Origin of the sequence: Bacillus sp. NP247 (genome assembly GCF_018966865.1) — a bacterium.
In the GTDB taxonomy this organism is placed as follows: Bacteria; Bacillota; Bacilli; order Bacillales; family Bacillaceae_G; genus Bacillus_A.
On sequence record NZ_CP076653.1, the window covers coordinates 2,967,501 to 2,989,813 of the forward strand.

Sequence of the window (22,313 nt, forward strand, 5' to 3'; positions counted from 1 at the left end):
CCTGGAAAGGTCCGTCACAGAGGGTAACAACCCCGTAGTCGAAACTTCGTTCTCTCTTGAATGTATCCTGAGTACGGCGGAACACGTGAAATTCCGTCGGAATCTGGGAGGACCATCTCCCAAGGCTAAATACTCCCTAGTGATCGATAGTGAACCAGTACCGTGAGGGAAAGGTGAAAAGCACCCCGGAAGGGGAGTGAAAGAGATCCTGAAACCGTGTGCCTACAAATAGTCAGAGCCCGTTAATGGGTGATGGCGTGCCTTTTGTAGAATGAACCGGCGAGTTACGATCCCGTGCGAGGTTAAGCTGAAGAGGCGGAGCCGCAGCGAAAGCGAGTCTGAATAGGGCGTTTAGTACGTGGTCGTAGACCCGAAACCAGGTGATCTACCCATGTCCAGGGTGAAGTTCAGGTAACACTGAATGGAGGCCCGAACCCACGCACGTTGAAAAGTGCGGGGATGAGGTGTGGGTAGCGGAGAAATTCCAATCGAACCTGGAGATAGCTGGTTCTCCCCGAAATAGCTTTAGGGCTAGCCTTAAGTGTAAGAGTCTTGGAGGTAGAGCACTGATTGAACTAGGGGTCCTCATCGGATTACCGAATTCAGTCAAACTCCGAATGCCAATGACTTATCCTTAGGAGTCAGACTGCGAGTGATAAGATCCGTAGTCAAGAGGGAAACAGCCCAGATCGCCAGCTAAGGTCCCAAAGTGTGTATTAAGTGGAAAAGGATGTGGAGTTGCTTAGACAACTAGGATGTTGGCTCAGAAGCAGCCACCATTTAAAGAGTGCGTAATAGCTCACTAGTCGAGTGACTCTGCGCCGAAAATGTACCGGGGCTAAATACACCACCGAAGCTGCGAATTGATACCAATGGTATCAGTGGTAGGGGAGCGTTCTAAGTGCAGTGAAGTCAGACCGGAAGGACTGGTGGAGCGCTTAGAAGTGAGAATGCCGGTATGAGTAGCGAAAGACGGGTGAGAATCCCGTCCACCGAATGCCTAAGGTTTCCTGAGGAAGGCTCGTCCGCTCAGGGTTAGTCAGGACCTAAGCCGAGGCCGACAGGCGTAGGCGATGGACAACAGGTTGATATTCCTGTACCACCTCTTTATCGTTTGAGCAATGGAGGGACGCAGAAGGATAGAAGAAGCGTGCGATTGGTTGTGCACGTCCAAGCAGTTAGGCTGATAAGTAGGCAAATCCGCTTATCGTGAAGGCTGAGCTGTGATGGGGAAGCTCCTTATGGAGCGAAGTCTTTGATTCCCCGCTGCCAAGAAAAGCTTCTAGCGAGATAAAAGGTGCCTGTACCGCAAACCGACACAGGTAGGCGAGGAGAGAATCCTAAGGTGTGCGAGAGAACTCTGGTTAAGGAACTCGGCAAAATGACCCCGTAACTTCGGGAGAAGGGGTGCTTTCTTAACGGAAAGCCGCAGTGAATAGGCCCAAGCGACTGTTTAGCAAAAACACAGGTCTCTGCGAAGCCGTAAGGCGAAGTATAGGGGCTGACACCTGCCCGGTGCTGGAAGGTTAAGGAGAGGGGTTAGCGTAAGCGAAGCTCTGAACTGAAGCCCCAGTAAACGGCGGCCGTAACTATAACGGTCCTAAGGTAGCGAAATTCCTTGTCGGGTAAGTTCCGACCCGCACGAAAGGTGTAACGATTTGGGCACTGTCTCAACCAGAGACTCGGTGAAATTATAGTACCTGTGAAGATGCAGGTTACCCGCGACAGGACGGAAAGACCCCGTGGAGCTTTACTGTAGCCTGATATTGAATTTTGGTACAGTTTGTACAGGATAGGCGGGAGCCATTGAAACCGGAGCGCTAGCTTCGGTGGAGGCGCTGGTGGGATACCGCCCTGACTGTATTGAAATTCTAACCTACGGGTCTTATCGACCCGGGAGACAGTGTCAGGTGGGCAGTTTGACTGGGGCGGTCGCCTCCTAAAGTGTAACGGAGGCGCCCAAAGGTTCCCTCAGAATGGTTGGAAATCATTCGTAGAGTGCAAAGGCATAAGGGAGCTTGACTGCGAGACCTACAAGTCGAGCAGGGACGAAAGTCGGGCTTAGTGATCCGGTGGTTCCGCATGGAAGGGCCATCGCTCAACGGATAAAAGCTACCCCGGGGATAACAGGCTTATCTCCCCCAAGAGTCCACATCGACGGGGAGGTTTGGCACCTCGATGTCGGCTCATCGCATCCTGGGGCTGTAGTCGGTCCCAAGGGTTGGGCTGTTCGCCCATTAAAGCGGTACGCGAGCTGGGTTCAGAACGTCGTGAGACAGTTCGGTCCCTATCCGTCGTGGGCGTAGGAAATTTGAGAGGAGCTGTCCTTAGTACGAGAGGACCGGGATGGACGCACCGCTGGTGTACCAGTTGTTCTGCCAAGGGCATAGCTGGGTAGCTATGTGCGGAAGGGATAAGTGCTGAAAGCATCTAAGCATGAAGCCCCCCTCAAGATGAGATTTCCCATAGCGTAAGCTAGTAAGATCCCTGAAAGATGATCAGGTTGATAGGTTCGAGGTGGAAGCATGGTGACATGTGGAGCTGACGAATACTAATAGATCGAGGACTTAACCATATAATATGAAGCAAATGTTATCTAGTTTTGAAGGAATATACCTTCAATAGTTTGGTGATGATGGCAGAGAGGTCACACCCGTTCCCATACCGAACACGGAAGTTAAGCTCTCTAGCGCCGATGGTAGTTGGGACCTTGTCCCTGTGAGAGTAGGACGTCGCCAAGCAACTGTAAGACGAGTCAGAATGACTCGTCTTTTTTGTAATTAATGAAATAAGCTTGTTATTAATGGTTCAAGAAATCCATTGATAACAAGCTTATTTGTTTAAAGATAAATGTATTTATATAGCATGGACTTCCGGTAAAATCGTTATTTATCATAGCTTCACTTTGTTTTTTACATCGATAAGCTTAAAACGTTCGCAAACGAGCAGCATATCTTCAGAAAAACTAAGACCAAGCTCGCTTAGTTCCTTTGTAAAGAACTGAATATGGGTATCTCTCCAGTAACTATAGGTACGATCGCCTTCGCCTTCAGCGATAGCGAATTCTTCTGTTACTTCATTCATTGGCATTATAGTTACTTCTATTGTCTTAATAATAGCTACAGGTTCATCCTGACTATTGAGGACAATACTATAATCGTTAGTTGTTGGTAGTGGTTCATTTTCTAATTCATAAAAAATATGGCCGGAGCATGTTGCAGTTTTCACACCATCAATGACTAATTGAGCGAGATAATCAGGAGAATCACCAAATTGCCAAGCTGTAACAGATTCTGGTTTTTCATTGTTTCCCCAATAAGTATCCCAATATGATTGTACTAATGGATTCATTTGTATTTTTACCTCACTTTAGTTAAATTTAATTCCTTTTATCCTGCTATTTTAGGGGCCTTTTATAGAGAAGTTAAGTAAGAGTGAAAAACATTGTAGAATAATTACTTAAAATATAAAGAAGAAGTGATATATTACAATTGAAAGAACGTTCGTTCTATATGAGTGTGATGGGTACAATTAATCAATTGAGTTGCGTATTTTTAATCCAGTATATGTGTTTAACGAAGAAATACTATTACTAGGTTCGGGCTTCAAGTATAGCTTGTAATCTTATATATTAATGGTCTGTTTGGAGAATATTCGGACTGTTAACATTGATCTATTATCCACTATGCCATATTGAAGTGAGTAATACTAGAGGTGAAATAGATAAAAACCGATATTCCTTGAATATCGGTTTAATAATATGTGACTTATATGAAGCTATAGCAATACGAAAAGTGTAAATACAATGGCTAACAAAATACGATAATATGCAAAAGGTTTTAAACCTATCTTTTCTAAAAGCTTCAGGAAGGTTACTACCGCTAGCATTGCTACTATAAAAGAGGTAATGAATCCTATAGCAAACATAGGAATATCATCTACACTTAAATATTTCCAACTTTTTAATAAGTCTAACCCTGTAGCTCCGACCATTACAGGGATGGCAATGAGAAAAGAGAACTCAGATGCAGCCTTATAATTTACTTTTGCTAATAGCCCTCCAGAAATAGTAGAACCCGCTCTAGAGAAGCCAGGATATACTGCTAAGCATTGGAATAATCCAATTGTTAATGCTTGACGGTATGTTAAATCATCTAGTGAAAAAGAGGTTGCCTCTGCCTTTTTTACTTCTGCAAAAATCATAAGAATTGCTCCTGCTACAAGTCCAATTACGACAGTATAAGGCTGAAATAAGTATGTTTTAATAACATCATGTAGTAGTAAACCAGCAACTACTGCCGGAAATACGCCAAGAAATACATGTAATACGTTGAATTTTTTCTCTTTCCGTAGAAGAGGTTTAATATTACATAAAGAAACAAGGCGTTTGTGATATAAAATCGCGATAGCTAAAATTGCCCCTAACTGTATGACAATTTCAAACGTTTTTGCCCTTTCTCCTTCAAAACCTAATAAATGTCCGACTAATATAAGATGGCCAGTAGAAGATATGGGCAAAAATTCAGCTAACCCTTCTACAATGCCAAGTATGAAGGTAATGATAAGATCGCTCATAGTTTCACTCCTATAAATTAATGAATATCTACTCTTTTAAAATAGAATAGTGTTGTAATAAATCCGAAAATAGCTGTTACTGCAATGATGATATAAGAATACTCTGGTGGATAAGTCGGTTGTAATTCGTTATTTGCTATATCTAGAGTAGCGGTCCATGGGAATAGGTCTTTATGTTTTGAATTTACGATCATAAGGTTAGTCATTGTAATAATGATTGTTAATATAATAGGCGGTACATAGGTCTTCATTACAAGAGTTAGTAGTACAATAGGTGAAGACAAAAGAAAGAGAAGTCCACCACATATCAAAAATTTTACGAGAGAGCCTAAAAGTAAGGCAGTGCTAAATCCAGGGAAGCTACCTACTAGCCCCAATAATAAAGTTAGTGCCCAAGCAACTAAAGTTAGCATCATGATCCAAAGGAATAGAAGGATAAACTTACTTATAATAAAGTTAATACGTGATACTGGGATAGTTAGCAAGTTTTTTAATGTATCTTCCGTGTATTCACGGGTAAATAGATAAGCGATTACAACTCCATATAAGGGGAATCCTATAATTAAAGTAGTGTATAGGTTAACTTCAGTGAACAGTTGACCAAATAAAATAGTTGGAGTAGGCTGCTTTGTCTTCAGGTGTATATAAGAAGCTACAACCACTAAAAATGGCGCGACACCTGCTCCGATAATACTAATCAAAAACATATTGGATCGTTTCAATTTTAATAGCTCTGTATAAAGAAGATTAACCAATTGCGCCACCCCCAACTAGTTTGGTGAAATAATCTTCTAGTCTATCTGCGCTCATCACAATTTTTAATACTTCAATATCATTACGAACTAACGTTCTATTAATGTGTCCTTGCTGTCCAAAGTGAGAATAAACGCGAATATTTCCTTCATCATGTACCTCATAATCAAAAATTTGAAAATGCTTTTCTAATAGCATCGCAGCTTTATTATCATTATTTACCTGGAATTCTATGTACTTACGATTGGCTTTACGCAGTGTATCAAGAGAAACTTCTTCTAATAACCTTCCTTCATGAATAATTCCCATACGATCGACTAGTTGTTCCACCTCAGCTAATATATGACTAGAAATGAGTATCGTTATATTTCTGTCTTGAGCTAAAGATTTAATGAGTTTTCGCATTTCTTTAATACCGATTGGATCTAGTCCGTTAGTTGGTTCATCTAGTATGAGTAGTTCAGGATAATGGAGAAGAGCACGTGCAATTCCTAAGCGTTGATTCATTCCTAAAGAGTACTTTCCTACTAATTTTTTTGTTTCGTGCTGCAAGCCTACAATTTCTAATGCTTCTTCAATTGCATCCCTTTTGTGAACTCCAATTATCTTTGCATTAATTAATAAGTTCTCTCTTGCAGTTAAGTTTTCATAAAATCCTGGGACCTCAACGATAGAACCAATTCTTCTTGAAATGTCTTTTGGATTCCGAAGTAAATCCTCACCGAATATTTCTATATTTCCACTTGTAGGTTTTATAAGACTAAGCAGCATATGGATTGTAGTTGTTTTACCAGCACCGTTACGCCCTATGAATCCATAAATCTCTCCTTGCCATACATTCATATTTAGATTATCTACTGACTTTTGGGTCCCGTAAACTTTAGTAGGGTTTGTCGTTTTTATAATAGAAGTGAGTGGTGTTCGGATATCATGTGAGATATTGGATAAAAGTTGTTTTCTAGCTTCTTGGGATTTCCTCGCTTCGATCTGACCCAGTTCTAATTCAGCTATTAATTCGTTTATTGAAAACACAATGTTATGTAATGAGCGGTCATTGTTTGTGAATAACCTCGTTTGTAAATTTCCTTTACGTGCACGACTTAATTTAGTGGCCATTGATTTGCAGCTTTGAATAAATTGTATTCTTGAAAAGAAAAGATATATTGTAATTAAGATAAGAGTAATAAATAAAGGTATTTTTATTCTTGGGCCCATGTGTATATTTAAAAGCCCACAAAAGATAAGTTGTAATGAAATAAGGAAGAGGATCTTATCATTTGGGGGCTTTTTCACCTACAAACTTATAACCAATTCTCCATACAGTTTGAATGAATTTTGGGTTGGAAGGATTGATTTCTATTTTCTTTCTAATATGTACCATAACGGTATTGTCATCTTCTATATAATTATCGTCCCACACATTTCGGAAGAGCTGTGTTTATATACTATTAATTGTTAAAATAAGGTTGCTAGTTTAGCTGAAAAGAATGTTCGGTAAGATGGGGGAGCGAGTCCTATGTAATAGAGAAGTGTCTAAATTGAATAGTATGTAGAAGAATAGATTAGTAAAGAAAAGTAGACGATGGTTTCTATTTTAATGAAATCTTTATAGGCCCTTATCTAGAGCTAAAAGAGTACAAAGGTATTAAATTAAATATCTTTATAAAAAGGTGTTGACGATTAGAGTATAGAGGTGTAATATAAAACAAGTCGCCGATAGCAACAACGCAGAAAGCGATAAAGAAATAAAAAAACTTAGTTGACATTGAAATATGAAAATGTTAACATAAGGGAGTCGCAAATGAGCGACAAAGAAGTTCTTTGAAAACTGAACGAAACAAACAACGTGAACGTCAATTTTTATTTTTAGATGCTAGACAAACTAACTTTATTGGAGAGTTTGATCCTGGCTCAGGATGAACGCTGGCGGCGTGCCTAATACATGCAAGTCGAGCGAATGGATTAAGAGCTTGCTCTTATGAAGTTAGCGGCGGACGGGTGAGTAACACGTGGGTAACCTGCCCATAAGACTGGGATAACTCCGGGAAACCGGGGCTAATACCGGATAATATTTTGAACTGCATGGTTCGAAATTGAAAGGCGGCTTCGGCTGTCACTTATGGATGGACCCGCGTCGCATTAGCTAGTTGGTGAGGTAACGGCTCACCAAGGCAACGATGCGTAGCCGACCTGAGAGGGTGATCGGCCACACTGGGACTGAGACACGGCCCAGACTCCTACGGGAGGCAGCAGTAGGGAATCTTCCGCAATGGACGAAAGTCTGACGGAGCAACGCCGCGTGAGTGATGAAGGCTTTCGGGTCGTAAAACTCTGTTGTTAGGGAAGAACAAGTGCTAGTTGAATAAGCTGGCACCTTGACGGTACCTAACCAGAAAGCCACGGCTAACTACGTGCCAGCAGCCGCGGTAATACGTAGGTGGCAAGCGTTATCCGGAATTATTGGGCGTAAAGCGCGCGCAGGTGGTTTCTTAAGTCTGATGTGAAAGCCCACGGCTCAACCGTGGAGGGTCATTGGAAACTGGGAGACTTGAGTGCAGAAGAGGAAAGTGGAATTCCATGTGTAGCGGTGAAATGCGTAGAGATATGGAGGAACACCAGTGGCGAAGGCGACTTTCTGGTCTGTAACTGACACTGAGGCGCGAAAGCGTGGGGAGCAAACAGGATTAGATACCCTGGTAGTCCACGCCGTAAACGATGAGTGCTAAGTGTTAGAGGGTTTCCGCCCTTTAGTGCTGAAGTTAACGCATTAAGCACTCCGCCTGGGGAGTACGGCCGCAAGGCTGAAACTCAAAGGAATTGACGGGGGCCCGCACAAGCGGTGGAGCATGTGGTTTAATTCGAAGCAACGCGAAGAACCTTACCAGGTCTTGACATCCTCTGAAAACTCTAGAGATAGAGCTTCTCCTTCGGGAGCAGAGTGACAGGTGGTGCATGGTTGTCGTCAGCTCGTGTCGTGAGATGTTGGGTTAAGTCCCGCAACGAGCGCAACCCTTGATCTTAGTTGCCATCATTAAGTTGGGCACTCTAAGGTGACTGCCGGTGACAAACCGGAGGAAGGTGGGGATGACGTCAAATCATCATGCCCCTTATGACCTGGGCTACACACGTGCTACAATGGACGGTACAAAGAGCTGCAAGACCGCGAGGTGGAGCTAATCTCATAAAACCGTTCTCAGTTCGGATTGTAGGCTGCAACTCGCCTACATGAAGCTGGAATCGCTAGTAATCGCGGATCAGCATGCCGCGGTGAATACGTTCCCGGGCCTTGTACACACCGCCCGTCACACCACGAGAGTTTGTAACACCCGAAGTCGGTGGGGTAACCTTTATGGAGCCAGCCGCCTAAGGTGGGACAGATGATTGGGGTGAAGTCGTAACAAGGTAGCCGTATCGGAAGGTGCGGCTGGATCACCTCCTTTCTATGGAGAATTGATGAACGCAGTTCATCAATAAACGTTGACTTGTTTCGTTTCGTTCAGTTTTGAGAGAACTATCTCTCAAGTTTAAATGTATGTTCTTTGAAAACTAGATAACAGTGTAGCTCATATTTTTTTAATTTTAGTTTGGTTAAGTTAGAAAGGGCGCACGGTGGATGCCTTGACACTAGGAGTCGATGAAGGACGGGACTAACGCCGATATGCTTCGGGGAGCTGTAAGTAAGCTTTGATCCGAAGATTTCCGAATGGGGAAACCCACTATACGTAATGGTATGGTATCCTTACCTGAATACATAGGGTATGGAAGACAGACCCAGGGAACTGAAACATCTAAGTACCTGGAGGAAGAGAAAGCAAATGCGATTTCCTGAGTAGCGGCGAGCGAAACGGAATCTAGCCCAAACCAAGAGGCTTGCCTCTTGGGGTTGTAGGACATTCTATACGGAGTTACAAAGGAACGAGGTAGACGAAGCGACCTGGAAAGGTCCGTCACAGAGGGTAACAACCCCGTAGTCGAAACTTCGTTCTCTCTTGAATGTATCCTGAGTACGGCGGAACACGTGAAATTCCGTCGGAATCTGGGAGGACCATCTCCCAAGGCTAAATACTCCCTAGTGATCGATAGTGAACCAGTACCGTGAGGGAAAGGTGAAAAGCACCCCGGAAGGGGAGTGAAAGAGATCCTGAAACCGTGTGCCTACAAATAGTCAGAGCCCGTTAATGGGTGATGGCGTGCCTTTTGTAGAATGAACCGGCGAGTTACGATCCCGTGCGAGGTTAAGCTGAAGAGGCGGAGCCGCAGCGAAAGCGAGTCTGAATAGGGCGTTTAGTACGTGGTCGTAGACCCGAAACCAGGTGATCTACCCATGTCCAGGGTGAAGTTCAGGTAACACTGAATGGAGGCCCGAACCCACGCACGTTGAAAAGTGCGGGGATGAGGTGTGGGTAGCGGAGAAATTCCAATCGAACCTGGAGATAGCTGGTTCTCCCCGAAATAGCTTTAGGGCTAGCCTTAAGTGTAAGAGTCTTGGAGGTAGAGCACTGATTGAACTAGGGGTCCTCATCGGATTACCGAATTCAGTCAAACTCCGAATGCCAATGACTTATCCTTAGGAGTCAGACTGCGAGTGATAAGATCCGTAGTCAAGAGGGAAACAGCCCAGATCGCCAGCTAAGGTCCCAAAGTGTGTATTAAGTGGAAAAGGATGTGGAGTTGCTTAGACAACTAGGATGTTGGCTCAGAAGCAGCCACCATTTAAAGAGTGCGTAATAGCTCACTAGTCGAGTGACTCTGCGCCGAAAATGTACCGGGGCTAAATACACCACCGAAGCTGCGAATTGATACCAATGGTATCAGTGGTAGGGGAGCGTTCTAAGTGCAGTGAAGTCAGACCGGAAGGACTGGTGGAGCGCTTAGAAGTGAGAATGCCGGTATGAGTAGCGAAAGACGGGTGAGAATCCCGTCCACCGAATGCCTAAGGTTTCCTGAGGAAGGCTCGTCCGCTCAGGGTTAGTCAGGACCTAAGCCGAGGCCGACAGGCGTAGGCGATGGACAACAGGTTGATATTCCTGTACCACCTCTTTATCGTTTGAGCAATGGAGGGACGCAGAAGGATAGAAGAAGCGTGCGATTGGTTGTGCACGTCCAAGCAGTTAGGCTGATAAGTAGGCAAATCCGCTTATCGTGAAGGCTGAGCTGTGATGGGGAAGCTCCTTATGGAGCGAAGTCTTTGATTCCCCGCTGCCAAGAAAAGCTTCTAGCGAGATAAAAGGTGCCTGTACCGCAAACCGACACAGGTAGGCGAGGAGAGAATCCTAAGGTGTGCGAGAGAACTCTGGTTAAGGAACTCGGCAAAATGACCCCGTAACTTCGGGAGAAGGGGTGCTTTCTTAACGGAAAGCCGCAGTGAATAGGCCCAAGCGACTGTTTAGCAAAAACACAGGTCTCTGCGAAGCCGTAAGGCGAAGTATAGGGGCTGACACCTGCCCGGTGCTGGAAGGTTAAGGAGAGGGGTTAGCGTAAGCGAAGCTCTGAACTGAAGCCCCAGTAAACGGCGGCCGTAACTATAACGGTCCTAAGGTAGCGAAATTCCTTGTCGGGTAAGTTCCGACCCGCACGAAAGGTGTAACGATTTGGGCACTGTCTCAACCAGAGACTCGGTGAAATTATAGTACCTGTGAAGATGCAGGTTACCCGCGACAGGACGGAAAGACCCCGTGGAGCTTTACTGTAGCCTGATATTGAATTTTGGTACAGTTTGTACAGGATAGGCGGGAGCCATTGAAACCGGAGCGCTAGCTTCGGTGGAGGCGCTGGTGGGATACCGCCCTGACTGTATTGAAATTCTAACCTACGGGTCTTATCGACCCGGGAGACAGTGTCAGGTGGGCAGTTTGACTGGGGCGGTCGCCTCCTAAAGTGTAACGGAGGCGCCCAAAGGTTCCCTCAGAATGGTTGGAAATCATTCGTAGAGTGCAAAGGCATAAGGGAGCTTGACTGCGAGACCTACAAGTCGAGCAGGGACGAAAGTCGGGCTTAGTGATCCGGTGGTTCCGCATGGAAGGGCCATCGCTCAACGGATAAAAGCTACCCCGGGGATAACAGGCTTATCTCCCCCAAGAGTCCACATCGACGGGGAGGTTTGGCACCTCGATGTCGGCTCATCGCATCCTGGGGCTGTAGTCGGTCCCAAGGGTTGGGCTGTTCGCCCATTAAAGCGGTACGCGAGCTGGGTTCAGAACGTCGTGAGACAGTTCGGTCCCTATCCGTCGTGGGCGTAGGAAATTTGAGAGGAGCTGTCCTTAGTACGAGAGGACCGGGATGGACGCACCGCTGGTGTACCAGTTGTTCTGCCAAGGGCATAGCTGGGTAGCTATGTGCGGAAGGGATAAGTGCTGAAAGCATCTAAGCATGAAGCCCCCCTCAAGATGAGATTTCCCATAGCGTAAGCTAGTAAGATCCCTGAAAGATGATCAGGTTGATAGGTTCGAGGTGGAAGCATGGTGACATGTGGAGCTGACGAATACTAATAGATCGAGGACTTAACCATATAATATGAAGCAAATGTTATCTAGTTTTGAAGGAATATACCTTCATCAGTTTGGTGATGATGGCAGAGAGGTCACACCCGTTCCCATACCGAACACGGAAGTTAAGCTCTCTAGCGCCGATGGTAGTTGGGACCTTGTCCCTGTGAGAGTAGGACGTCGCCAAGCAAAAACCTAAGTCGTTTCGACTTAGGTTTTTTTGTGTATATTTTTATTTACCAAATGTTAAAATCCATAAATTTAATAAGACTAAAGACAAAAAAATGAAATAGAAACGGTATAAAATAAAATGTGGATATTAAAGTGATAAGAAGATTATAAAGTAATACGTTTAAATATTAATTGATTGAAGGTAAGGATTACCTTTTTATGTTAATTTAGTTGTAGAATAAACAGTAATGTTTTTGATCTAATATGAAAAGGTTATGCGAAAAAGAGCTGGATGGCTATTTTTCACATAACCTTTTTGTGGTTTTAAAGGATTTTACTTAAGAAAAAATCTATAATTAAGGTAGTTAACATATATTTTTTGATGGGTGTGGGGGATTATGAAAGAAATATGCATGTTATTAGTGGCTGTTATATTATGGGGGACGGCAATTGCGCCAACGAAATGGGCATTAGAATCTATTCAACCATTTACTTTGTTATTTATTCGTCTTTTCTTCGCAGGGGGAATTTGTATGCTTTTTTCATATGGCCAACTTCAAAAAGCAATCGCACATAAACATATTCCGTGGAAAAGAATGAGTTTGCTATCTTTTACTGGTGTAGCTGGGTATTTTATGTTCACATCCTACGGGATTTCTTTAACAAGTGGATTACATGTTAGTATCATTGATGCTGCATTGCCATTAGTTACAATTCTTTTTTCAGCGTTCTTTTTGAAAGAGAAAATTCAGCCGAATTATTGGATCGGTATTATATTGGGGGCTATAGGGGTACTTCTTATTACAATTTCATCTAATAATGCTGATCAAGAGGTATCTTTAATAGGAGATATCCTTATTTTATTAAGCACCTTCTTATTTGCTTTCTATACAGTATTGTTAAAACAGCCGAAACAGGAACAGTATCTATCAAACAAGGTTTTTACAACATTAACTTTAATCATTGGATCGGTTATTTTATTACCATTTGCAATGGTAGAAACTTTTTATTACGGTTTCCCAAAGATTGAAACCTGGAAGACTGGACTTAGTGTAATGTATCTTGTTATTGGAGCAACAATTTTAGCATATTGGTTTTGGAATAAAGCACTAGAGAGAGTTTCAGCATCAGTAAGTGGATTATATTTAAATGCATTACCGCTAATAAGTATTGTTGCTTCAATTGTTCTATTAAATGAATCTTTAACGTGGAGAATAGTAATAGGCGGTGGCTTAGTCTTATTTGGAGTGTTATGGGCGGATAAAAGTAAATGAATTGATCTATTTATCAATTCCCGACAGAAAACTTCCGCCTCAAGGAATGAGTAGGACGATAGTTTAAATAGAGAGGAGTTCAAAAGTTTAAAGAGTGCATGTATATAATGTGTAATCAAAAGGACGTCTTGTATGTAATAGGATGTCCTTTTTTATTATTTTCATTGAAATAGAGAAATAGGATAACTGAAATTAATATAGAAAATACCTTTGGGAATTATTTTTATTATTAATTGAATAAAAGGTGTTGACGATTATCCTATAGAGGTGTAATATAGGACAAGTCGCCGATAGCAACAACGCAGAAAGCGATAAAAGAAATAAAAAAACTTAGTTGACATTGAAATATGAAAATGTTAACATAAGGGAGTCGCAAATGAGCGACAAAGAAGTTCTTTGAAAACTGAACGAAACAAACAACGTGAACGTCAATTTTTATTTTTAGATGCTAGACAAACTAACTTTATTGGAGAGTTTGATCCTGGCTCAGGATGAACGCTGGCGGCGTGCCTAATACATGCAAGTCGAGCGAATGGATTAAGAGCTTGCTCTTATGAAGTTAGCGGCGGACGGGTGAGTAACACGTGGGTAACCTGCCCATAAGACTGGGATAACTCCGGGAAACCGGGGCTAATACCGGATAATATTTTGAACTGCATGGTTCGAAATTGAAAGGCGGCTTCGGCTGTCACTTATGGATGGACCCGCGTCGCATTAGCTAGTTGGTGAGGTAACGGCTCACCAAGGCAACGATGCGTAGCCGACCTGAGAGGGTGATCGGCCACACTGGGACTGAGACACGGCCCAGACTCCTACGGGAGGCAGCAGTAGGGAATCTTCCGCAATGGACGAAAGTCTGACGGAGCAACGCCGCGTGAGTGATGAAGGCTTTCGGGTCGTAAAACTCTGTTGTTAGGGAAGAATAAGTGCTAGTTGAATAAGCTGGCACCTTGACGGTACCTAACCAGAAAGCCACGGCTAACTACGTGCCAGCAGCCGCGGTAATACGTAGGTGGCAAGCGTTATCCGGAATTATTGGGCGTAAAGCGCGCGCAGGTGGTTTCTTAAGTCTGATGTGAAAGCCCACGGCTCAACCGTGGAGGGTCATTGGAAACTGGGAGACTTGAGTGCAGAAGAGGAAAGTGGAATTCCATGTGTAGCGGTGAAATGCGTAGAGATATGGAGGAACACCAGTGGCGAAGGCGACTTTCTGGTCTGTAACTGACACTGAGGCGCGAAAGCGTGGGGAGCAAACAGGATTAGATACCCTGGTAGTCCACGCCGTAAACGATGAGTGCTAAGTGTTAGAGGGTTTCCGCCCTTTAGTGCTGAAGTTAACGCATTAAGCACTCCGCCTGGGGAGTACGGCCGCAAGGCTGAAACTCAAAGGAATTGACGGGGGCCCGCACAAGCGGTGGAGCATGTGGTTTAATTCGAAGCAACGCGAAGAACCTTACCAGGTCTTGACATCCTCTGAAAACTCTAGAGATAGAGCTTCTCCTTCGGGAGCAGAGTGACAGGTGGTGCATGGTTGTCGTCAGCTCGTGTCGTGAGATGTTGGGTTAAGTCCCGCAACGAGCGCAACCCTTGATCTTAGTTGCCATCATTAAGTTGGGCACTCTAAGGTGACTGCCGGTGACAAACCGGAGGAAGGTGGGGATGACGTCAAATCATCATGCCCCTTATGACCTGGGCTACACACGTGCTACAATGGACGGTACAAAGAGCTGCAAGACCGCGAGGTGGAGCTAATCTCATAAAACCGTTCTCAGTTCGGATTGTAGGCTGCAACTCGCCTACATGAAGCTGGAATCGCTAGTAATCGCGGATCAGCATGCCGCGGTGAATACGTTCCCGGGCCTTGTACACACCGCCCGTCACACCACGAGAGTTTGTAACACCCGAAGTCGGTGGGGTAACCTTTATGGAGCCAGCCGCCTAAGGTGGGACAGATGATTGGGGTGAAGTCGTAACAAGGTAGCCGTATCGGAAGGTGCGGCTGGATCACCTCCTTTCTATGGAGAATTGATGAACGCAGTTCATCAATAAACGTTGACTTGTTTCGTTTCGTTCAGTTTTGAGAGAACTATCTCTCAAGTTTAAATGTATGTTCTTTGAAAACTAGATAACAGTGTAGCTCATATTTTTTTAATTTTAGTTTGGTTAAGTTAGAAAGGGCGCACGGTGGATGCCTTGACACTAGGAGTCGATGAAGGACGGGACTAACGCCGATATGCTTCGGGGAGCTGTAAGTAAGCTTTGATCCGAAGATTTCCGAATGGGGAAACCCACTATACGTAATGGTATGGTATCCTTACCTGAATACATAGGGTATGGAAGACAGACCCAGGGAACTGAAACATCTAAGTACCTGGAGGAAGAGAAAGCAAATGCGATTTCCTGAGTAGCGGCGAGCGAAACGGAATCTAGCCCAAACCAAGAGGCTTGCCTCTTGGGGTTGTAGGACATTCTATACGGAGTTACAAAGGAACGAGGTAGACGAAGCGACCTGGAAAGGTCCGTCACAGAGGGTAACAACCCCGTAGTCGAAACTTCGTTCTCTCTTGAATGTATCCTGAGTACGGCGGAACACGTGAAATTCCGTCGGAATCTGGGAGGACCATCTCCCAAGGCTAAATACTCCCTAGTGATCGATAGTGAACCAGTACCGTGAGGGAAAGGTGAAAAGCACCCCGGAAGGGGAGTGAAAGAGATCCTGAAACCGTGTGCCTACAAATAGTCAGAGCCCGTTAATGGGTGATGGCGTGCCTTTTGTAGAATGAACCGGCGAGTTACGATCCCGTGCGAGGTTAAGCTGAAGAGGCGGAGCCGCAGCGAAAGCGAGTCTGAATAGGGCGTTTAGTACGTGGTCGTAGACCCGAAACCAGGTGATCTACCCATGTCCAGGGTGAAGTTCAGGTAACACTGAATGGAGGCCCGAACCCACGCACGTTGAAAAGTGCGGGGATGAGGTGTGGGTAGCGGAGAAATTCCAATCGAACCTGGAGATAGCTGGTTCTCCCCGAAATAGCTTTAGGGCTAGCCTTAAGTGTAAGAGTCTTGGAGGTAGAGCACTGATTGAACTAGGGGTCCTCATCGGATTACCGAATTCAGTCAAACTCCGAATGCCAATGACTTATCCTTAGGAGTCAGACTGCGAGTGATAAGATCCGTAGTCAAGAGGGAAACAGCCCAGATCGCCAGCTAAGGTCCCAAAGTGTGTATTAAGTGGAAAAGGATGTGGAGTTGCTTAGACAACTAGGATGTTGGCTCAGAAGCAGCCACCATTTAAAGAGTGCGTAATAGCTCACTAGTCGAGTGACTCTGCGCCGAAAATGTACCGGGGCTAAATACACCACCGAAGCTGCGAATTGATACCAATGGTATCAGTGGTAGGGGAGCGTTCTAAGTGCAGTGAAGTCAGACCGGAAGGACTGGTGGAGCGCTTAGAAGTGAGAATGCCGGTATGAGTAGCGAAAGACGGGTGAGAATCCCGTCCACCGAATGCCTAAGGTTTCCTGAGGAAGGCTCGTCCGCTCAGGGTTAGTCAGGACCTAAGCCGAGGCCGACAGGCGTAGGCGATGGACAACAGGTTGATATTCCTGTACCACCTCTTTATCGTTTGAGCAATGGAGGGACGCAGAAGGATAGAAGAAGCGTGCGATTGGTTGTGCACGTCCAAGCAGTTAGGCTGATAAGTAGGCAAATCCGCTTATCGTGAAGGCTGAGCTGTGATGGGGAAGCTCCTTATGGAGCGAAGTCTTTGATTCCCCGCTGCCAAGAAAAGCTTCTAGCGAGATAAAAGGTGCCTGTACCGCAAACCGACACAGGTAGGCGAGGAGAGAATCCTAAGGTGTGCGAGAGAACTCTGGTTAAGGAACTCGGCAAAATGACCCCGTAACTTCGGGAGAAGGGGTGCTTTCTTAACGGAAAGCCGCAGTGAATAGGCCCAAGCGACTGTTTAGCAAAAACACAGGTCTCTGCGAAGCCGTAAGGCGAAGTATAGGGGCTGACACCTGCCCGGTGCTGGAAGGTTAAGGAGAGGGGTTAGCGTAAGCGAAGCTCTGAACTGAAGCCCCAGTAAACGGCGGCCGTAACTATAACGGTCCTAAGGTAGCGAAATTCCTTGTCGGGTAAGTTCCGACCCGCACGAAAGGTGTAACGATTTGGGCACTGTCTCAACCAGAGACTCGGTGAAATTATAGTACCTGTGAAGATGCAGGTTACCCGCGACAGGACGGAAAGACCCCGTGGAGCTTTACTGTAGCCTGATATTGAATTTTGGTACAGTTTGTACAGGATAGGCGGGAGCCATTGAAACCGGAGCGCTAGCTTCGGTGGAGGCGCTGGTGGGATACCGCCCTGACTGTATTGAAATTCTAACCTACGGGTCTTATCGACCCGGGAGACAGTGTCAGGTGGGCAGTTTGACTGGGGCGGTCGCCTCCTAAAGTGTAACGGAGGCGCCCAAAGGTTCCCTCAGAATGGTTGGAAATCATTCGTAGAGTGCAAAGGCATAAGGGAGCTTGACTGCGAGACCTACAAGTCGAGCAGGGACGAAAGTCGGGCTTAGTGATCCGGTGGTTCCGCATGGAAGGGCCATCGCTCAACGGATAAAAGCTACCCCGGGGATAACAGGCTTATCTCCCCCAAGAGTCCACATCGACGGGGAGGTTTGGCACCTCGATGTCGGCTCATCGCATCCTGGGGCTGTAGTCGGTCCCAAGGGTTGGGCTGTTCGCCCATTAAAGCGGTACGCGAGCTGGGTTCAGAACGTCGTGAGACAGTTCGGTCCCTATCCGTCGTGGGCGTAGGAAATTTGAGAGGAGCTGTCCTTAGTACGAGAGGACCGGGATGGACGCACCGCTGGTGTACCAGTTGTTCTGCCAAGGGCATAGCTGGGTAGCTATGTGCGGAAGGGATAAGTGCTGAAAGCATCTAAGCATGAAGCCCCCCTCAAGATGAGATTTCCCATAGCGTAAGCTAGTAAGATCCCTGAAAGATGATCAGGTTGATAGGTTCGAGGTGGAAGCATGGTGACATGTGGAGCTGACGAATACTAATAGATCGAGGACTTAACCATATAATATGAAGCAAATGTTATCTAGTTTTGAAGGAATATACCTTCATCAGTTTGGTGATGATGGCAGAGAGGTCACACCCGTTCCCATACCGAACACGGAAGTTAAGCTCTCTAGCGCCGATGGTAGTTGGGACCTTGTCCCTGTGAGAGTAGGACGTCGCCAAGCAAAAACCTAAGTCGTTTCGACTTAGGTTTTTTTGTGTATATTTTTATTTACCAAATGTTAAAATCCATAAATTTAATAAGACTAAAGAAGAAAAAAGAATGAAATAGAGGCAGTTTAAAATAATGGTAATGATTTTTTGTGCTCCTGATTTTCCAAATGCTCCTAAAATAATCCCTAAGATAGGAAACATTATTTCTATCATAAGTATATATTTTAAATAATGAGAGTAGAAAAAATGGGATGATATAAATAAGTATTCAATAATTGCAGCAATTACTGCGATAGAGAAAAATAAATATGATAGCATATTAAAATTCTTCATAATCAGCCCCCTATAAATTAAACCACTATAATACCAGTTTTATTTCTATGTGGAACTTGGAAATGTATATATTTTGATTTGAGTTTACTGGAGTATTATATAAATAGCTATATGTAAAATAGATCTTTAGAAATATATATTCTAATTCCCTTTCCTTCTTGCATATAGTTGCAATTCTTCTTTTGAATATAACTAAAACACGAACGTTAACGATAACTAATAAAAAAACATTCGATTATTTATTGACATTGTTTATGAAATATTGTTAATATAGCCATAGAAACAATAATATATAAGACCTCATATAATCGCGGGGATATGGCCTGCAAGTCTCTACCTAACGACCGTTATTCGTTAGACTATGAGGGAAAGTCACTCGGTATTTTTCTATTCACAAGGGATACGTATGCCTGAGTAGAGCGCTTTCTCTCATAGTAAAAGAGAAACTGTTCTATTTCAGGCTTTTTTTATTTGAATCGGGGGGATTCTAATATGAAATCACTAGTTGGAGTCATAATGGGAAGCACGTCAGACTGGGAAACAATGAAATATGCTTGTGATATTTTAGATGAATTAAATATACCGTATGAGAAAAAAGTTGTATCCGCTCATCGGACTCCGGATTATATGTTTGAATATGCAGAAACAGCTCGTGAACGTGGGTTAAAAGTTATTATTGCTGGAGCTGGTGGAGCAGCACATTTACCAGGAATGGTTGCAGCGAAGACAAATCTTCCTGTAATCGGTGTCCCAGTTCAATCAAAAGCGTTAAACGGCCTAGATTCGTTATTATCCATTGTCCAAATGCCGGGAGGGGTTCCAGTTGCAACTGTTGCAATTGGTAAAGCTGGTTCAACAAATGCTGGTTTACTTGCTGCACAAATACTTGGATCATATCATGATGACATACATGATGCATTAGAGTTGAGACGAGAAGCTATTGAGAAAACTGTGCGCGAAGGTAGTGAGCTAGTATGACGAGAATCATCTTACCTGGAAAAACAATCGGCATTATTGGAGGCGGCCAGCTTGGAAGAATGATGGCGCTGGCAGCTAAGGAGATGGGTTATAAAATTGCTGTTTTAGATCCTACAAAGCATTCACCATGTGCACAAGTTGCTGATGTTGAAATTGTTGCACCATATGACGATTTAAAAGCAATTCAGCATTTAGCAGAGATAAGCGACGTTGTCACATATGAATTTGAGAATATTGATTATAGATGTTTACAATGGCTTGAAAAACATGCTTACTTACCACAAGGTAGTCAGTTGTTAAATAAAACGCAAAATCGTTTTACAGAAAAGAATGCAATTGAGAAAGCTGGGTTACCAGTAGCAATGTATAGATTAGTTCAAAATCAAAATCAGCTTACTGAAGCGATTGCTGAATTATCATTTCCTTCCGTCTTAAAAACGACGACAGGTGGATATGATGGGAAAGGGCAAGTTGTTTTAAGAAGTGAAGCTGATGTTGAGAAGGCACGAGAGCTTGCGGATGAAGCAGAGTGCATTCTAGAAAAATGGGTGCCTTTTGAAAAAGAAGTATCAGTTATTGTAATTCGTAGTGTAAGTGGTGAAACGAAAGTATTTCCCGTAGCGGAAAATATTCATGTAAATAACATTTTGCATGAATCTATCGTTCCAGCTCGCATTACAGAGGAACTTTCTCAAAAAGCAATTGCTTATGCAAAAGTGCTCGCGGATGAACTAGAACTTGTGGGAACACTAGCGGTAGAGATGTTTGCTACAGCTGACGGTGAGATTTACATTAATGAATTAGCACCAAGACCTCACAATTCAGGACACTATACACAGGATGCATGTGAAACGAGTCAATTTGGTCAACATATTCGAGCAATCTGTAATTTACCTCTTGGAGAAACAAATTTGTTAAAACCAGTTGTCATGGTAAACATTTTAGGCGAACATATAGAAGGGGTCCTAGGACAAGTGAATAGACTAACCGGGTGCTATTTACACTTGTATGGAAAAGAAGAAGCAAAAGCGCAGCGGAAAATGGGGCATGTTAATATTTTAAATGATAATATTGAAGTCGCTCTAGAAAAAGCGAAGAGTTTGCATATTTGGGACCATCAAGAACAACTGTTGGAGGGAAAAAGATGATTAATCGTTATACACGCCCTGAAATGGGTGCAATTTGGACGGAAGAGAACAAATTTAAAGCGTGGTTAGAAGTTGAGATTTTAGCTTGTGAAGCATGGGCTGAGCTTGGCGACATTCCAAAAGAAGATGTTAAAAAAATTCGTGAGCATGCATCATTTGATATTGATCGTATTTATGAAATTGAAAAAGAGACACGTCATGACGTAGTTGCATTCACTCGTGCTGTATCAGAAACACCAGCATTAGGTGAGGAACGTAAATGGGTTCATTACGGTTTAACATCTACAGACGTAGTAGATACAGCGTTATCTTACATCTTAAAACAAGCAAATGAAATCATATTAAAAGACTTAGAAAACTTTGTAAGCATTTTAGCTAATAAAGCGAAAGAGCATAAATACACGATCATGATGGGAAGAACACACGGTGTTCATGCAGAACCAACAACATTTGGTTTAAAACTTGGTCTTTGGTATGAAGAAATGAAACGTAACGTAGAGCGTTTCAAACAAGCTGCTGATACAGTTCGCGTTGGTAAATTATCTGGTGCGGTTGGTACATACGCGAATATTGATCCATTCGTAGAAAAATTTGTTTGTGAAAACTTAGGATTAGAAGCAGCACCAATTTCTACACAAACATTGCAACGTGATCGCCATGCTCATTACATGTCAACACTTGCACTAATCGCAACATCTATTGAAAAGATGGCAGTTGAGATTCGTGGTTTACAAAAGAGTGAAACACGTGAAGTTGAAGAGGCTTTTGCAAAAGGCCAAAAAGGTTCTTCTGCAATGCCACATAAACGTAATCCAATTGGATCTGAAAATATGACTGGTTTAGCTCGTGTTATCCGCGGTTATATGATGACAGCTTACGAGAATGTTCCATTATGGCATGAGCGCGATATTTCTCACTCTTCAGCAGAACGCGTAATTTTACCAGATGCTACAATCGCGTTAAATTACATGTTAAATCGCTTTGGTAATATCGTTAAAAACTTAACTGTATACCCAGAGAATATGAAACGCAATATGAAAAGAACATACGGCTTAATTTATTCTCAGCGCGTAATGCTTACATTAATTGACAAAGGTATGGTACGTGAAGAAGCTTATGATATCGTACAGCCTAAAGCGATGGAAGCTTGGGAAACACAAGTACAATTTAAAGAGCTTGTAGAAGCTGATGAGCGTATTACGAGCAAGTTATCACAAGAAGAAATTAATGAATGCTTCAACTATGAGCATCATATGCAACACGTTGATACAATCTTTGAACGCCTTGGGTTAAACGAAGCGTAAAATTTCATATGGCACAGAATAGAGTCATTCTGTGCCATTCTTTATAAAAATATT

At 43.7% G+C, this 22,313-nt stretch carries 9 protein-coding genes, 8 rRNA genes, 1 pseudogene and 1 riboswitch (1 of these 19 only partly in view); of the genes and pseudogenes, 12 read left to right on the forward strand and 6 right to left on the reverse strand.

From position 1 onward, the window contains the following. Positions 1–2,575: ribosomal RNA gene (locus KPL75_RS15710) — 23S ribosomal RNA — on the forward strand (it extends 347 nt beyond the left edge of the window). A gap of 50 nt (positions 2,576–2,625) precedes the next feature. Next, positions 2,626–2,741: ribosomal RNA gene (gene rrf / locus KPL75_RS15715) — 5S ribosomal RNA — on the forward strand. A gap of 151 nt (positions 2,742–2,892) precedes the next feature. Here the strand turns inward: rrf (KPL75_RS15715) and KPL75_RS15720 are convergent. From KPL75_RS15720 to KPL75_RS15740, 5 genes and pseudogenes are all read right to left on the reverse strand, one after another. Beyond that, positions 2,893–3,351, reverse strand: coding sequence for an ASCH domain-containing protein (locus KPL75_RS15720; protein WP_219916914.1), 459 nt, complete (start codon positions 3,349–3,351; stop codon positions 2,893–2,895). A gap of 426 nt (positions 3,352–3,777) precedes the next feature. Next, complete coding sequence (gene uppP, locus KPL75_RS15725; protein WP_219916915.1) at positions 3,778–4,575, reverse strand: undecaprenyl-diphosphate phosphatase UppP; 798 nt, start codon at positions 4,573–4,575, stop codon at positions 3,778–3,780. Between the two features lie 17 nt (positions 4,576–4,592). Beyond that, complete coding sequence (locus tag KPL75_RS15730) at positions 4,593–5,330, reverse strand: ABC transporter permease (RefSeq protein ID WP_219916916.1); 738 nt, start codon at positions 5,328–5,330, stop codon at positions 4,593–4,595. After that, complete coding sequence (locus KPL75_RS15735) at positions 5,323–6,444, reverse strand: ABC transporter ATP-binding protein (protein ID WP_258236947.1); 1,122 nt, start codon at positions 6,442–6,444, stop codon at positions 5,323–5,325. The genes KPL75_RS15730 and KPL75_RS15735 overlap by 8 nt, the downstream gene beginning before the upstream one ends. 157 nt (positions 6,445–6,601) lie before the next feature. Beyond that, positions 6,602–6,766, reverse strand: a pseudogene (locus KPL75_RS15740) (helix-turn-helix domain-containing protein); the annotation flags it as partial. A 450-nt stretch (positions 6,767–7,216) separates the two neighbouring features. Here KPL75_RS15740 and KPL75_RS15745 point away from each other — a divergent pair. From KPL75_RS15745 to rrf (KPL75_RS15775), 7 genes are all read left to right on the forward strand, one after another. Continuing rightward, positions 7,217–8,768 (forward strand): 16S ribosomal RNA (locus KPL75_RS15745). Between the two features lie 146 nt (positions 8,769–8,914). Beyond that, positions 8,915–11,836: ribosomal RNA gene (locus KPL75_RS15750) — 23S ribosomal RNA — on the forward strand. Positions 11,837–11,886: 50 nt separating this feature from the next. Further along, a 5S ribosomal RNA gene (gene rrf / locus KPL75_RS15755) occupies positions 11,887–12,002 on the forward strand. A 380-nt stretch (positions 12,003–12,382) separates the two neighbouring features. Then, positions 12,383–13,258: a DMT family transporter gene (locus KPL75_RS15760; protein ID WP_258236948.1), complete on the forward strand. Its 876-nt coding sequence runs from the start codon at positions 12,383–12,385 to the stop codon at positions 13,256–13,258. Positions 13,259–13,721: 463 nt separating this feature from the next. Beyond that, positions 13,722–15,273 (forward strand): 16S ribosomal RNA (locus KPL75_RS15765). A 146-nt stretch (positions 15,274–15,419) separates the two neighbouring features. Then, a 23S ribosomal RNA gene (locus tag KPL75_RS15770) occupies positions 15,420–18,341 on the forward strand. A 50-nt stretch (positions 18,342–18,391) separates the two neighbouring features. Further along, a 5S ribosomal RNA gene (rrf, locus tag KPL75_RS15775) occupies positions 18,392–18,507 on the forward strand. Together the 16S, 23S and 5S rRNA genes form the textbook arrangement of a ribosomal RNA operon. Before the next feature lie 43 nt (positions 18,508–18,550). On the opposite strand, the gene KPL75_RS15780 is transcribed toward rrf (KPL75_RS15775), so the two are convergent. Next, entirely contained in the window at positions 18,551–18,829 is a 279-nt protein-coding gene (locus KPL75_RS15780) for a hypothetical protein (RefSeq protein ID WP_219916917.1), read from the reverse strand. A 280-nt stretch (positions 18,830–19,109) separates the two neighbouring features. Beyond that, a riboswitch (purine riboswitch) is annotated at positions 19,110–19,211 on the forward strand. A gap of 110 nt (positions 19,212–19,321) precedes the next feature. On the opposite strand from KPL75_RS15780, the gene purE reads away from it, so the two are divergent. The 3 genes from purE to purB are packed head-to-tail and all read left to right on the forward strand — an operon-like array spanning position 19,322 to position 22,259. Then, positions 19,322–19,807 carry a 5-(carboxyamino)imidazole ribonucleotide mutase gene (gene purE, locus KPL75_RS15785; protein ID WP_002113467.1) on the forward strand — a complete coding sequence of 162 codons (486 nt, stop codon included), beginning with the start codon at positions 19,322–19,324 and terminating at the stop codon, positions 19,805–19,807. Next, entirely contained in the window at positions 19,804–20,955 is a 1,152-nt protein-coding gene (gene purK / locus KPL75_RS15790) for a 5-(carboxyamino)imidazole ribonucleotide synthase (RefSeq protein WP_219916918.1), read from the forward strand. Before purE ends, purK begins: the two co-directional genes overlap by 4 nt. Then, entirely contained in the window at positions 20,952–22,259 is a 1,308-nt protein-coding gene (purB, locus tag KPL75_RS15795) for an adenylosuccinate lyase (protein WP_144504624.1), read from the forward strand. Before purK ends, purB begins: the two co-directional genes overlap by 4 nt. The last annotated feature ends 54 nt before the right edge of the window (positions 22,260–22,313 follow it).

Coding starts and splice junctions, on each gene's coding strand:
- KPL75_RS15720 (WP_219916914.1), bottom strand. CDS start 3,351: ATGAATCCATTAGTACAATCATATTGGGATACTTATTGGGGAAACAAT.
- uppP (WP_219916915.1), bottom strand. CDS start 4,575: ATGAGCGATCTTATCATTACCTTCATACTTGGCATTGTAGAAGGGTTA.
- KPL75_RS15735 (WP_258236947.1), bottom strand. CDS start 6,444: ATGGCCACTAAATTAAGTCGTGCACGTAAAGGAAATTTACAAACGAGG.
- KPL75_RS15760 (WP_258236948.1), top strand. CDS start 12,383: ATGAAAGAAATATGCATGTTATTAGTGGCTGTTATATTATGGGGGACG.
- KPL75_RS15780 (WP_219916917.1), bottom strand. CDS start 18,829: ATGAAGAATTTTAATATGCTATCATATTTATTTTTCTCTATCGCAGTA.
- purE (WP_002113467.1), top strand. CDS start 19,322: ATGAAATCACTAGTTGGAGTCATAATGGGAAGCACGTCAGACTGGGAA.
- purK (WP_219916918.1), top strand. CDS start 19,804: ATGACGAGAATCATCTTACCTGGAAAAACAATCGGCATTATTGGAGGC.
- purB (WP_144504624.1), top strand. CDS start 20,952: ATGATTAATCGTTATACACGCCCTGAAATGGGTGCAATTTGGACGGAA.